11 protein-coding genes are annotated in these 13,065 nt (G+C 68.9%); 4 read left to right on the top strand and 7 right to left on the bottom strand.

What is annotated here, in order from left to right:
• Positions 1-47 precede the first annotated feature (47 nt).
• Both ASG27_RS03020 and ASG27_RS03015 read right to left on the bottom strand, forming a co-directional pair.
• On the bottom strand, positions 48-281 hold the full coding sequence (locus ASG27_RS03020; protein ID WP_156370422.1) for a hypothetical protein: 234 nt from the start codon (positions 279-281) through the stop codon (positions 48-50).
• A complete protein-coding gene (locus ASG27_RS03015; protein ID WP_056411218.1) occupies positions 281-3,205 on the bottom strand; it encodes a DNA topoisomerase III in 2,925 nt (974 codons plus the stop codon). Before ASG27_RS03015 ends, ASG27_RS03020 begins: the two co-directional genes overlap by 1 nt.
• A gap of 166 nt (positions 3,206-3,371) precedes the next feature.
• Here ASG27_RS03015 and ASG27_RS03010 point away from each other — a divergent pair, with 166 nt between their 5' ends.
• The 3 genes from ASG27_RS03010 (at position 3,372) to ASG27_RS03000 (ending at position 5,846) form a co-directional block, all read left to right on the top strand.
• Positions 3,372-4,073 carry an SET domain-containing protein gene (locus ASG27_RS03010; protein WP_056411216.1) on the top strand — a complete coding sequence of 234 codons (702 nt, stop codon included), beginning with the start codon at positions 3,372-3,374 and terminating at the stop codon, positions 4,071-4,073.
• Positions 4,070-4,927: a biotin--[acetyl-CoA-carboxylase] ligase gene (locus ASG27_RS03005; RefSeq protein WP_056411214.1), complete on the top strand. Its 858-nt coding sequence runs from the start codon at positions 4,070-4,072 to the stop codon at positions 4,925-4,927. Before ASG27_RS03010 ends, ASG27_RS03005 begins: the two co-directional genes overlap by 4 nt.
• 157 nt (positions 4,928-5,084) lie before the next feature.
• Positions 5,085-5,846, top strand: coding sequence for an SPOR domain-containing protein (locus ASG27_RS03000; RefSeq protein WP_056411212.1), 762 nt, complete (start codon positions 5,085-5,087; stop codon positions 5,844-5,846).
• Between the two features lie 294 nt (positions 5,847-6,140).
• Here ASG27_RS03000 and ASG27_RS02995 read toward each other — a convergent pair whose 3' ends face one another.
• From ASG27_RS02995 to ASG27_RS02975, 5 genes are all read right to left on the bottom strand, one after another.
• On the bottom strand, positions 6,141-7,163 hold the full coding sequence (locus ASG27_RS02995; RefSeq protein ID WP_056411642.1) for a tripartite tricarboxylate transporter substrate-binding protein: 1,023 nt from the start codon (positions 7,161-7,163) through the stop codon (positions 6,141-6,143).
• Positions 7,164-7,372: 209 nt separating this feature from the next.
• Positions 7,373-8,824, bottom strand: coding sequence for a sensor histidine kinase (locus tag ASG27_RS02990; RefSeq protein ID WP_056171161.1), 1,452 nt, complete (start codon positions 8,822-8,824; stop codon positions 7,373-7,375).
• Between the two features lie 64 nt (positions 8,825-8,888).
• A complete protein-coding gene (locus tag ASG27_RS02985; RefSeq protein WP_056171164.1) occupies positions 8,889-9,563 on the bottom strand; it encodes a response regulator in 675 nt (224 codons plus the stop codon).
• A gap of 224 nt (positions 9,564-9,787) precedes the next feature.
• Positions 9,788-10,735 (bottom strand): N-formylglutamate amidohydrolase, encoded by a 948-nt coding sequence (locus tag ASG27_RS02980; RefSeq protein ID WP_056411209.1) that lies wholly within the window; start codon positions 10,733-10,735, stop codon positions 9,788-9,790.
• A gap of 178 nt (positions 10,736-10,913) precedes the next feature.
• Entirely contained in the window at positions 10,914-11,879 is a 966-nt protein-coding gene (locus tag ASG27_RS02975; RefSeq protein WP_056411207.1) for a Bug family tripartite tricarboxylate transporter substrate binding protein, read from the bottom strand.
• Between the two features lie 107 nt (positions 11,880-11,986).
• Between ASG27_RS02975 and ASG27_RS02970 the strand changes: the two genes are divergently transcribed.
• Positions 11,987-12,964 (top strand): LysR substrate-binding domain-containing protein, encoded by a 978-nt coding sequence (locus tag ASG27_RS02970; protein ID WP_056411206.1) that lies wholly within the window; start codon positions 11,987-11,989, stop codon positions 12,962-12,964.
• Positions 12,965-13,065 lie beyond the last annotated feature (101 nt).

Genomic DNA, 13,065 nt, shown 5'->3' with positions numbered 1-13,065 from the left:
ACCTCAAGCCTCGCCGCCTCACCACCACAGGCCTTCACCTCAATACTTCAGCGCGTGCGCTCCCGCGTCACGTTCACATCGATATCGCCGAACACCGTCACGCCGCTGCCGCCCTGCTGCTGCTGCTGGCTCGCGGGGTCGCTGGAGCGCGCGGAGCCTGCGGTGCTGGTGCTGCCGCAGCCACCCAGCGCGCCGACGACCACGACGGCCCCGAGCGTGGTGAGGGCGGCGCGCCAGACGCGGCCAGCCCGCGACGTTGTGCGTTCAGCTTGAGGGGTCATCATTCGCCTCCGAGGTGGTTGCCCAGGATGCCCGCCAGCTCGAACATGCCGGCGCTGTCCTTGCCGAACACGGCGCGCAGCTTGTCGTCGGCGACGATGGTGCGCTTGTCCTTGGGGTCCTGCAGGTTGTGGGCCTTGATGTATTCCCACAGCTTCTTCACCGCCTCGGGGCGGGCCACGGGATCGGTGCCGATCACGGCGGCCAGGGCGGCGCTGGGGGCCTTGCCGGCGGCGGCCTTGCGCGGTGCCTTGGCGGCGGCGGTCTTGGTGGCCGGGGCCTTCTTGGCGGCTGCGGGCTTGGCGGTTTTCTTGGCGGCGGCGCCGGGCTTGGCGGCCTTGGCCGCGGCGGCCTTGGCGACAGCGCCGGGGCGCGGCGGGAACTTGCTCGGCGCGAACTCGAAGTTGACCTTGCCCGCGTCCTTGTCCCAGGCCAGGTGGGCCTTGAAGGCGCGGCGGGTGCGCATGCTCACGAACTTGTCGAGCAGGTCGGTCTTGCCGGTGTCCAGCAGCTTGGTCATCTGCTCGCGCTCCACGGGCTGCTGCAGGATGATCTTGCCGCTCTTGAAGGTGCAGCTCGGCGTGGGCTGTGCGGCGGTGGGCACGGCCTTGCTGCACACGTAGTTGCTGCCGTGCTCGTGCACTTCCGATCCGCAGATGGGGCAGGGGCCGAGCGAGGCGTCTTCAAACTCCACCAGCTCTCCGGACTCCTCGCCCTTCTTGTCGTCGCCGAAGTCGAACTCGAGCTTGTAGTTGTGCGCCTCGTCGTCGTACTTGATGACGATCTCGGAGGTGAAGGGCCAGCCCGCTTTGGAGCGAAAGCCCTCCAGCGGACCGATCTTCTTGTCGCGCAGCAGCGCGTTGGCCTCGGCCGTCTCGAAGGTGCGGCCCGCGGGCGACTTGCCGAAGCTGAAGCCGCAGCCTTCCGCACCCGGCTTGCCCACGCAGGCAAAGCGGCGGTAGTTCTCCTTCACCGTGCCGCCGCAGTTAGGGCAGGGCGATTCGAGCGTGGCGTAGTCGCCGGGGATGGTGTCGCGGTCGTATTCCTTGGCCTTCTTGACCATGCGCTCGGTCATGGCGGCGATCTCGGCCATGAAGGATTCGCGGCTGAGCTGGCCCTTTTCCATCTGCGAGAGCTTGAACTCCCATTCGCCGGTCAGGTCGGCGCGGCAGAGTTCTTCGACCTCCAGGCCGCGCAGCAGCGTCATCAGCTGGAAGGCCTTGGCCGTGGGGATGATCTCGCGGCCTTCGCGCAGCATGTACTTTTCGGTCAGCAGGCCTTCGATGATGGCCGCGCGGGTGGCTGGCGTGCCCAGGCCCTTTTCCTGCATGGCAGAGCGCAGCTCCTCGTCGTCGATCTGCTTGCCGGCGCTTTCCATGGCGCCCAGCAGCGTGGCTTCGGAGTAGCGTGCGGGGGGCTTGGTCTTGAGGCCCTTGGGGTCGGCGGCGAGGGTGCTCACGCTTTCGCCGGGTTTGACGGGCACGAGATTCTGGCCCTTGTCGCCCTCCTTGCCGCCTTCGACCTCGTCGGCCGCTTCCTTGCCGTAGATGGCCAGCCAGCCCGGCTTGACCAGCACCTTGCCTTCGGTCTTGAAGCTATGGGGCGCCACGGTGCTGATGCGGGTGGTCACCGTGTATTCGGCGCTCGGGAAGAACACCGCCATGAAGCGGCGCACGACCAGGTCGTACAGCTTCTGCTCGGCTTCGGACAGGCCGCTCGGTGCCTGCAGCGTGGGGATGATGGCAAAGTGGTCGCTGACCTTGCTGTTGTCGAAGATGCGCTTGGACGGGCGCACGTAGTTGTTGTTCAGCGCGGTGAGCGCGTGCGGCGCCAGGTGCCGCATGCCGCTGTCGGCCAGCATCTCGAAGGTCTGCTTGGCCACCGGCAGGTAGTCCTCGGGCAGCGCGCGCGAGTCGGTCCGCGGGTAGGTCAGGGCCTTGTGGCGCTCGTACAGGCTTTGCGCCAGCGCCAGCGTGGTCTTGGCCGAGAAGCCGAACTTGCCGTTGGCCTCGCGCTGCAGGCTGGTCAAATCGAACAGCAGGGGCGACGCTTGCGTGGTGGGCTTGCTCTCTTCGGTGACGGTGGCCTGCTTGCCGCGCACGGCGTTGGCTATTGACTGTGCCTCGGCGGCGGACCAGACGCGGTCCGCGCGCATTTCCACATCCTCGCCCTTCTTCCACTTGGGGTCGAACCACTTGGCGGGGTACTCGCCCGCTTCGGCGCCGAAGGTGGCGTGGATTTCCCAGTAGTCGCGGCTCACGAACTTGCGGATCTTTTCTTCGCGCTCCACCACCAGCGACAGCGTGGGCGTCTGCACGCGGCCCACGGTGGTCAGGAAGAACCCGCCGTCGCGCGAGTTGAACGCGGTCATGGCGCGGGTGCCGTTGATGCCCACCAGCCAGTCGGCCTCGCTGCGGCTGCGCGCGGCGCTGGCCAGGCCCGCCATCTGCTGCTCGGTGCGCAGGGCGTCGAAGCCGTCGCGGATGGCCTGCGGCGTCATGGACTGCAGCCACAGCCGCTTGACGGGCTTGCCCAGGGGCTTGGCGCCGCCGGCGTACTGCTCGATCAGGCGGAAGATCAGCTCGCCCTCGCGGCCCGCGTCACAGGCGTTGATGAGTTGCGTGACGTCCTTGCGCTTGGCCTGCTTGACCACCGCGTTCAGGCGCGTCTTGGTCTTGTCCACGGGCTTCAAGTCGAAGTACGGCGGGATCACGGGCAGGTGGGCAAAGCTCCACTTGCCGCGCTTGACGTCGAACTCCTCGGGCGCCTGGATCTCGACCAGGTGGCCCACGGCGCTGGTGACCACGTAGCGGTCGTTCTCGAAGTGGTCGTCGTGCTTGTCGAACTTGCCCGCCACGGGCGTGAGGGCGCGCACGATGTCCTGTGCCACGGAGGGTTTCTCTGCAATTACCAGGGTCTTGGTCATTTTTTGGGGGGCTCTTGCCTGTCGTCGTTCGTTCTGCGTTCTGGGGGCCAAGCGACCGGGTCCGGCCCGGGCGCTTCTACAATTCGGGTTTCGCGCGCATGTACGTACGCATACATGCACGCGCACGCACACACGTGTGCACTATCAAGTTAACAGAGTTTTTGCCATGCCCCGCTTTGCATCGCCTGCTGCCCCCACCATCGCCCCGGGTCGCCGCATCCAGACCCGGCACTCGGCAGTGCACGGCAACGGCGTGTTTGCCGTGCAGGACATCGCCGAGGGCGAGGTGCTGGTGGAGTACACCGGCGAGGTCATCAGCTGGCAGGAGGCGCAGGACCGCCACCCCCACGACCCGCTGCAACCGAACCACACGTTTTACTTCCATGTGGATGAAGACCGCGTGATCGACGCAAAGTTCGGCGGCAATTCGTCGCGCTGGATCAACCACAGCTGCAACCCCAACTGCTACGCCGACGAACGGGACGGCCGCATTTTCATCACGGCGCTGCGCAATATCAAGGCAGGCGAAGAGCTCAACTACGACTACGGCCTGATCATCGAAGAGCGCTACACCCCCAAGCTCAAGGCCGAATACCCCTGCTGGTGCGGCAACGCCAACTGCCGCGGCACACTGCTGGCGCCCAAGCGCGGCTGGGCACCGCCGGTGCCGCGCAGCCCGGCGAAAGCAGCCAAAACCGCCAAGGCGGTGAAAGCGAACGCGAAGGCCAGCCAGGCCGCAGAAGCCGCCAAGCCCGCCAAGCCCATCAAAGCGGCCAAGACCGCAAAGACCCCCCAGACGGCAAAACCCTCCAAGGCCGTGAAGCCGGCCCAGCCCCAGGCGAAGACCGCCCAGGGCCGCCGCGCGTGACCGCGCCCATCCGCTGGCCCGCAGAGGCCGTGTGGGAAGCGGTGTCACCGTTGTTACCCGGTTTTACCGTCGAGGTGCTGCCCAGCATCGATTCGACCAACACCGAGCTGATGCGCCGCGCACGCGCCGGCCAGTGCGACCCCACGCTGCTCGTGGCCGAGCAGCAGACCGCCGGCCGTGGCCGCATGGGGCGGGCCTGGCAGAGCGATATCGGGTCGTCTTTGATGATGTCTTTGGGCTTGCCATTGGCGCCGGCCGACTGGTCGGGTTTGTCGCTGGCGGTGGGTGTGAGCGTGGCAGAGAGCCTGCAGCCCGTGCTGCCGTCCGTCGGCGCGGCCCACCCTGCCCGCGTGGGCCTGAAGTGGCCCAACGACTTGTGGCTGGGCGGCGCGGGCGGCGACCGCAAGCTGGGCGGCATCCTGGTCGAGACGGCCAGCTTCGTCTCGCCGCAGGGCGCAGCGCCCGCCGCTGGCGGGCTGCCCCACACCCAGCGCTACCAGCGCTACGTGGTGGTGGGCATCGGCATCAACGTGCTGCCGCGCAGCGGCGACGGCATGAGCATGCCGCCCGGCAGCCTGCAGGACGTGGAGCCGGGCCTGGATGCACCCGCCGCGCTGCTGCGCATCGTGCCGCCGCTGGTGAGCCTGCTGCGCTCGTTCGAAGGCTACGGCTTCGGCCCCATGCAGCCCCGCTTTGCGGCGCGCGACGTGCTGCAGGGCCGCGCGGTGACACTGAGCGACGGTACGGCGGGCACTGCGCATGGCGTGGGCGACGACGGCGCGCTGCTGGTGCACACGGACGCGGGCATGCAGGCGGTCACCAGTTCCGAGATCAGTGTGCGGCCGGTGGCATGAGATTCCCCCTGAGCCGCTTCGCGTCATCCCCCACAGGGGGACGCCACCCCTGGCCCGGCAAAGCCGGCTCCACGGTGGCGCTGGCGGGGGTAGCGCCAGTTTTTACGGCAGGTGCGTTGGACTTACGCTGGTCGGACACCGCGACTGAAAGGACACCATGCTGCGACTTGCCGTGATCGTGCTGCTGTTGGCCAACGCGGGGTACTACGCGTGGTCGCAAGGGCTGCTCAAGAGCTGGGGGCTGGCTCCGGAGGAGCAGGCGGAGCCCCAGCGCATGGACCAGCAGATCCGGCCCGAGACGCTGCAGATTCTGCGCGTGAACCCGGGCAAGACGTCCCCGTCGTCCTCCTCCGGTACCTCACCCTCCTCTTCGGCGGCCCCGGCCACCCCCGGCTCTTCGTCTGGCACGGCCACGGCGTCCAGCGATGCCGCCTCTTCGTCTTCGTCTTCCCCTCCCCCCACCCCCACCGAATCCGCCGAATGCCTGCAGGCCGGCGTGTTCGACGAACGCCAGGTCGAGGCGCTGCGCACTGCCGCCGCCAACCTGCCGCAGGGCAGCTGGGTGATCGACCCCACGCCCGTGCCGGGCCGCTGGATGGTCTACATGGGCCGCTTCGAAGACCAGGAGACGCTGGACCGCAAGCGCGCCGAGTTGCGCGCCCGCAAGGTGGACCACGACCGCGCGGGCGGCACGCTGGAGCTGGGTTTGTCGCTCGGCCGCTTTGCCTCCAAGGACGCCGCCGAGCGCGAGCTGGCCAACCTGGCCACCAAGGGCGTGCGCACCGCGCGCGTGATCCAGGAGCGGCCGGACACCGCCGGCTTCACCCTGCGCCTGCCCGCAGTGACCGACGCGCTGCGCCCGCAGCTGGAGGTGCTGCGCACGGCCATGGCGGGCAAGACGCTGCGCAACTGCGGCTAGGCCCGTTGCCCGTTGCCCGTTGCTCGTTGCTCGTTGCTCGTTGCTCGTTGCTCGTTGCTCGTTGCTCGTTGCTCGTTGCTCGTTGCTATAAAAAATATAGCTCTTAGCGCTTGCCCAACCAGCGGTAGAGGCTCAAAGCATTCAGATCCTTGAGGCTACGCGCCTTTGCCGGATGCATCGGGGTTGTGCAGAGACAGACCGCGGCGCGCCGCAATCCACCGACATGGCACCCGAGGCAAACACCGCAGGCGATGTGTTGCCTGCCTGCGGCGGTGGACGCGGCAGCCCCCCTCTTCAATCCAGCGTGATCCGCGCAAACCGGCTCACGCGGCGCATCTTCTCCACCTCCTTGCGGATCTGCGCGGCAAACTCGTCGGGCAGGCTGCCGGATGCGAACAGGCCCTGCTCGGCCAGGCGCGCCAGCACGCCGGGGTCTTTGAGCACGGCGGCCACGCCATCGCGCAGCCGGCGCGCCGCGGCGGCCGGCATGCCGGCCGGAGCCACCAGGCCGAACCATGAGGGGTCGTTGTTGGAGAACAAGCTCAGTTCGGCGTAGGTGGGCACCTGGGGCAACACGGCCAGGCGCTGGTTCCACGACACGGCCAGCGCCCGCAGGCGGCCTGCCTGGATGTGCGGCAGCGACGACGCCACCTGGTCGAAGTACACCGGCACCCGGCCCGCCAGCACCTCGGCCAGCGCGGCCGTGGCGCCGGCCTGGGGCAGGTGGGGCATGCGCACATTGGCGCTGCTCTTGAGCAGCTCGCCCCACATGTGCCCGATGGTGCCGTTGCCCGGCGATGCATAAGCCAGCTGGCCGGGCCGTGCCTTCAGGTGCTGCACGAACTGCGCAAAGTCGCGCACCGGCAGGCCGGGGTGCACCACCAGCACGCCCGGGGCCTTGACGATCTCGGTGACGGGGGTGAAGCCGTCGAGCGCGTTGTACGGCAGCTGTTTGTAGACCGCGGGGTTCACGCCATGCGTGGACAGCGTGGCCACGCCCAGTGTGGCGCCGTCGGGTGCGGCAGCGGCCACCTCGGCCATGCAGGTGGCGCCGCCCGCGCCGGGGCGGTTTTCCACCCCCACCGGCACGCCCAGCCACTGCGACAGCGGCCCCGCCAGCACGCGCGCGGTGATGTCGGTGGCGCCGCCTGCGGCAAAGGGCACGAGCAGCCGCACGGGCTGGCTGGGCCGGGCCTGCGGTGCGCTGCCGGCCGAAGCCGGCTGCCCCTGTGCGTGGGCGAGGCCTTGTAGTGGGCCGCCCAGGCAGGCTGCGGCGGTGGAGATCAGTAGCTTGCGCCGGCTGGTAGTGGTGGGCATCGTGGGGTCCTCGCCTCGCGGCATGTGCTGCGGCCCATTCTGGGCAGGCGATGCCGCGCTGGCTAACGATGTTTGAGCCTCATCACATTCCGCGGTGGAATGTGCGGCTACGGGGCTGGGTGTGCGGCGGATGGGCGCGATGCCGTGCGATGCAAAGCGCTGCAGTGATGTCCCGTTCAGTTGACAGTCAACGGGCGCCGGGCACGCAGTCAGCCCCCCGCCACCGCGTCCCGCGCCGCAAACCGCACGCTGAAGCACGCGCCGGGCGGGTGGTGGCCGGGGCGCGCGTCTTCCAGCGTGACCTCGGCGCCGTGCTTGCGCGCGATCTCGAGCACGATGGGCAGACCGAGACCCGAGCCGTCGGCCTCGCTGCCCAGGGCGCGGTAGAACGGCTGGAACACCAGTTCGCGCTCGGCCTCGGGCACGCCGGGGCCGGAGTCTTCCACCTGCAGCAGCAGCACGTGGCCGAAGGTGTCGGCCAGCACGCGGGCGGTGACCACGCCGGGCTTGGCGGGTGTGGACGGCGTGTAGTTGATGGCGTTGTCGAGCAGGTTGCGCACCAGCTCTTTCAGCAGCGTGGGGTTGCCGTCCAGCAGCACACCGGGCGAGCCGGGCTCGGCGCCGTCGTAGCCCAGGTCGATGCGCTTGTCGAGCGCGCGGGGCACCGAGTCGCGCACCACCTCGATCACGAGCCGCGCCAGGTCGCAGGGCTGGCGCGCAATCCCCACGCCGCTGCCCTCGGCACGCGCCAGGGCCAGCAGCTGGTTGACGGTGTGCGTGGCGCGGATGCTGGAGCGCCCGATCTGCTGCAGCGAGCGCTTGAGCTCTTCGGTGCTGGTGCCCTCGCGCTGGGCCAGGTCGGCCTGCATGCGCAGGCCCGCCAGCGGGGTCTTGAGCTGGTGCGCCGCGTCGGCCAGAAAGCGCTTTTGCGTGGCCAGCGAGTCGTTCAGGCGCTGCAGCAGGTCGTTCACCGACGAGACCAGCGGCGCGACTTCGAGCGGTACGGTGCGGTCGTCCAGCGGAGACAAATCGTCAGGGTTGCGCGCGCGGATGCGCTGCTCCAGCTGGTTCAGCGGCTGGATGCCGCGCGCGAGCGCCAGCCACACCAGCAGCACCGCCAGCGGCAGGATGACGAACTGCGGCAGCATCACGCCCTTGATGATTTCGGTGGCGAGCACGCTGCGCTTTTCGCGCGTCTCGGCCACCTGCACCAGGGCCAGAGGCGTGCCTTCGAGCGGCAGGCGCACCCAGATGTAGGCCACGCGGATCTCGATGCCGCGCATCTCGGCATCGCGCAGGCGCACCTCGCCGGACTGGGGGACTTCGTCGCCCGCCGGCTCGGGCAGCTCGCGCTCGCCCGACAGGAACTCTCCGCCCGGCGCGATGACCTGGTAGTAGACGATGTCGGAGTCATCGGCCCGCAAAATCTCGCTGGCGGGCTGGGGCAGGTTGAACTGCACCTTGCCGCCGGACACCGACACCAGCTGCGCCAGCGCATGGGCGTTGTATTCGAGCGCCCGGTCGAACGGCTTGTTGGCCAGGCCCTGGGCCACGAGCCAGGTGAGCGCCAGGCTGACGGGCCACAGCAGCAGCAGCGGCGTGAGCATCCAGTCGAGGATCTCGCCGAAGAGGGAGCGCTGCTCTCGCTGGAAGATTTTCAAGGTTTCAAGCCTTTTGGGCCGCCACCGCTTGTCCATCAAGCGCCAGCAGCTATCAATTCAGGAGCTAGCCTGGAATTTTCTCCAGGCAGTAGCCCAGGCCGCGCACCGTGGCAATGCGGATGGGCCCGCCTTCGATCTTCTTGCGCAGGCGGTGGATGTAGACCTCGATCGCGTTGTTGCTGACCTCTTCGCCCCATTCGCACAGGCGCTCCACCAGTTGCTCCTTGCTCACCAGCCGGCCGGCGCGCTGCAGCAGCACTTCCAGCAGGCCCAGCTCGCGGGCGGAGAGCTCGATCATCTTGCCGTCGATGGTGGCCACGCGGCCGGCCTGGTCGTACACCAGGGGGCCGTGCTTGATGGCGCTGCTGGTGCCGCCCATGCCGCGGCGCGTGAGGGCCCGCACGCGGGCTTCGAGCTCCTGCAGCGAAAACGGCTTGGCCATGTAGTCGTCGGCGCCGAAGTCCAGGCCCTTCACGCGCTCTTCCACGCTGTCGGCCGCGGTGAGGATGAGCACCGGCAGCGCCGAGCCCCGGCTGCGCAGCTTCTTGAGCACCTCCAGGCCGTGCAGCTTGGGCAGGCCGAGGTCCAGGATCAGCAGGTCGAATTCGTTGTTGGTGAGCAGGGCGGCGTCGGCCTCGGTGCCGCTGGCCACGTGGTCCACCACGGCGCCCGATCCCCGCAGCGTGCGCAGCAGCCCGTCGGCGAGCACCTGGTCGTCTTCGGCAATGAGGATGCGCATGCGGGTGTCTCCTGGTGGATGGCTGCGGTCTGGCGCCGCGCCTGCTGCCGATTCTAGGCGGGGCGGGCGCAGCGGCAGGCGACTGCCGCAAACCGGAGCCCCCCCTGCCGACCCGGCCATCGCCGACCCGCTGCGCAGGCGCAGGCCGTGCGGTGTCTGCGCGGCCTCAGTGGCCTGCTGGGCCTGCTTGTTGGCCTGCTTGTTCTGCGGGGCGGGTGCCGCCGTCAGCGCGGGTCGTGCGCCAGCAGCTTGTGCACCAGGGTCTGCAGGTCGGCCTGCAGCCGTGCCATGCCTTCGGGGTGCTGGGCGAGCGTGCGCTCGTCCATGTAGAGCTTGCGGTTGATCTCCACCTGGATGCTGTGGCGGTTCTGCGCGGGGTTGCCGTAGCGGCGCACCAGCTCCACGCCCTTGTAGGGGTGGTTGTATTCCACGCTGTAGCCGCACGCGCGCAGGTGGTCGCAGATCAGTGCGGACAGCGCGGGGCTGGCGGTGGTGCCGTCGCGGTCGCCGACCACGAAGTCGGCATGCTCCAGGCCCGGGAACTCGGTCGCGAAGCGGCCGGCCACGGCGGGCATCGAATGGCAGTTGAGGTGGATGCTGTAGCCGTGGCGCGCATGGGCGGCCTGGATGGCCTGTGCAACGGCAGCGTGGTAGGGGCGCCAGCAGCGGTCGATGCGCGCACGCACTTCATCGACGGTGAGCAGGCGGTTGTAGATGGGCTCGCCCTCGTCGGTGAACTTCCACACCAGGCCCTTGCCCAGGCGCACCTTGCTGAGCACCTGCGGGTCGGTGGAGATGGGGTCGGTCCATGCGCCGTCGAGCAGCGAGGTATCGAGCTCGGTGGTGTCGCGGTTGGCATCGAGGTAGATGCGCGGAAAGTGCGCTTCGACCCAGGCCACGCCCAGGGCGGGGGCAAAGGCGTAGATCTTCTCGACGTGCGTGTCCTCGGCGCGGCGCAGTGTGGGCAGGTCGCACGCCGAGCCGAAGTCGGCCGGGTACTGGGTGCCGCTGTGCGGCGAGTCGAGCACCAGCGGCGTGCTGCCGGGCACGGCGGTCACCATGGCGGCAGCGGCAGCTGTGGCAGGAGCGGGCGATGGGTGCCCGGGCGAACCGGTCAGGCCGGGCTGGGCCTGCTGGAATCGGTGGTGAATGAGTTTCAAGGCTGCATGCATAGGCAGAGTGTGCGCAAATGGGGGCGGCTGGCCTAGCCTCCCAGACCGGAATAGGGCCATGGTTATCCCTCAGGCGCCATGGCATCCGGCTAACGGCCGGGCAGGGACGGCACCCTGCCCAGGTGGGGGCCTTGCACCTGCGGAACAAGGCCTCCCGGGGGTATCAGTTCAGGGCGGGTCAGTCCAGGGCGATCTTGGCGTATGCGGCCACGCGCTTCATCTTGTCGATCTCGCGGCCGATCTGCGCGGTGAAGTCCTTGGACGTGGTGCCCGAGGGGTACAGCCCCTGGCCGGCCAGGCGCTCGCGCACCGCAGGCTCCTTCAAGGCCTGGGCAACGGCCTGCTGGATGCGTTCGACCGCAGCGGGCGGTGTGCCGGCAGGGGCCACCAGGCCGAACCACGAGGGCTCGTTGGCCTGCTTGAAGCCCAGCTCGGCATAGGTGGGCACGTCGGGCAGCACGTCCAGGCGCTCGGGCCACGACACGGCCAGGGCCTTGAGCTTGCCGGACTTGATGTGCGGCAGCGACGAGGCCACCTGGTCGAAGTACACCGCCACCTGGCCGGCCAGCACATCGTTGATGGCCGGGCCTGCACCACGGTAGGGGATGTGCACCATGGCAGTGCCGGTGCTGCTCTTGAACAGCTCGCCCCACATGTGGCCGATGGTGCCGTTGCCGGGGGTGGCATACGAGATCTTGCCGGGGTTGGCCTTGAGGTACTTGACCAGGTCGGCGAAGTCCTTGACGGGCAGCACCGTGGGGTTGATCACGATCACGCCCGGGGCCTTCACGATCTCGGTCACGCCCACAAAGTCCTTGGTGGGGTTGTAGGGCAGCTTGCTGAAGACCGCCGGGTTCACGCCGTGCGTGGACAGGGTCGCCACGCCGATGGTGAGGCCATCGGCCGGGGCGCGCGCCACTTCGGACATGCCGATGGAGCCACCCGCGCCGCCGCGGTTGTCCAGCACCACAGGCTGCTTGAGAATGCGGGCCAGCGACTCCTGCAGGCTGCGGGCCGTGATGTCGGTGGCGCCCCCGGGCGGGAAGGGCACGACGATGCGCAGGGGCTTGCCCTCTTGCGCCATAGACATTCCAGGAACGAAAGATACGGCAGCCAAAGCGGACAGCAGGTGACGGCGTTGCATGTGGGGTTCTCCTATGAAGAATCTGAAGGTTAAATGAACTGGTGAGCCCTACCAAGCAATGGATATGCCTGATAACATTCCTGAATGGAATGATGTGAGAACTTACGATGTCCTCCCTGCGCCGCCTTTCACCGCCCCTGCACCTGCTGCGGGCGTTTTCCACCGTCACGCGGTTCGGCGGGGTCTCGCGCGCCGCCGAGGCCCTGCACCTCACGCAGAGCGCAGTGAGCAAGCAGATCAAGGAGCTGGAGGGCTGGGTGGGCGTGGCGCTGTTCGAGCGCAACCGCAAGCGCCTGTCGCTGACGCCGGCGGGCGAACGCTACGAAAAAGCCGTGCGCGCGGTGCTGGCGCAGCTGGAGGCCGCCACGCTGGAGCTGATCACCAGCGACGACGGCGGCGGTGCGCTGCACCTGTCCAGCCTGCCCACGTTCGGTGCCAAGTGGCTCATCCCGCGCCTGCCGCAGTTTCAGCAGCAGCACCCGCAAGTCACGCTGCACTTCGTGCCCTATGTGCACAGCTACGACTTCGAGCGGCCCGAGCTCGACTGCTCCATCCTGTTCGGCGAAGGCCACTGGCCCGGCGCCCATGCCCACTACCTGACCGGCAACGACGTCGCACTGATCGCCCCGCGCACCCGCGTGGCCGACTGGCCGCTGAAAAGCCCCCGCGACGTGGCCCAGCACACGCTGCTGCGCCACGTGACGGTGCCCGATGCCTGGCTGCGCTGGAGCGAAACGCACCAGGTGGCGGGCCTCATCGACCCGCTGGCCGGGCCGCAGTTCGACCAGTTCCAGACCATGATCCGCGCGGTGATGGCCGGCATGGGGCTGGCGCTGGTGCCGCGCTGCCTGGTGCAGGACGAGATCACCGCGGGGCTGGTGCGCGAGCCCTTGGCGGACCAGCCCCTGCGCGGCGGCTACCTGAGCGACATGGGCTACTGGTTCTGCTACCCCGAGGGCCGCACGCAGCTGCATGCGCTGCAGTGCTTTCTGCAGTGGCTGCTGGTGTGCGCCGAGCCTCCGGGCGCAACGCCCGCGGTGCCTGCGGCGCAGGGCGCAGGCACGGGTGCATTGCCGGTGCCTTGAGCAGCGCAGCGGTGCATGGGCCCCGGCAGCCATGCGCGGGGCGGACCTGGCCGCGTTGCGCGGGGTCAGGTGGGCTCTGCGGGGGACGCGTGGTCAGCGGC

It is taken from the genome of Acidovorax sp. Leaf191 (genome assembly GCF_001424425.1).
Taxonomy (GTDB): Bacteria; Pseudomonadota; Gammaproteobacteria; order Burkholderiales; family Burkholderiaceae_C; genus Acidovorax.
This window is presented reverse-complemented; position numbering and strand designations above follow the sequence as displayed.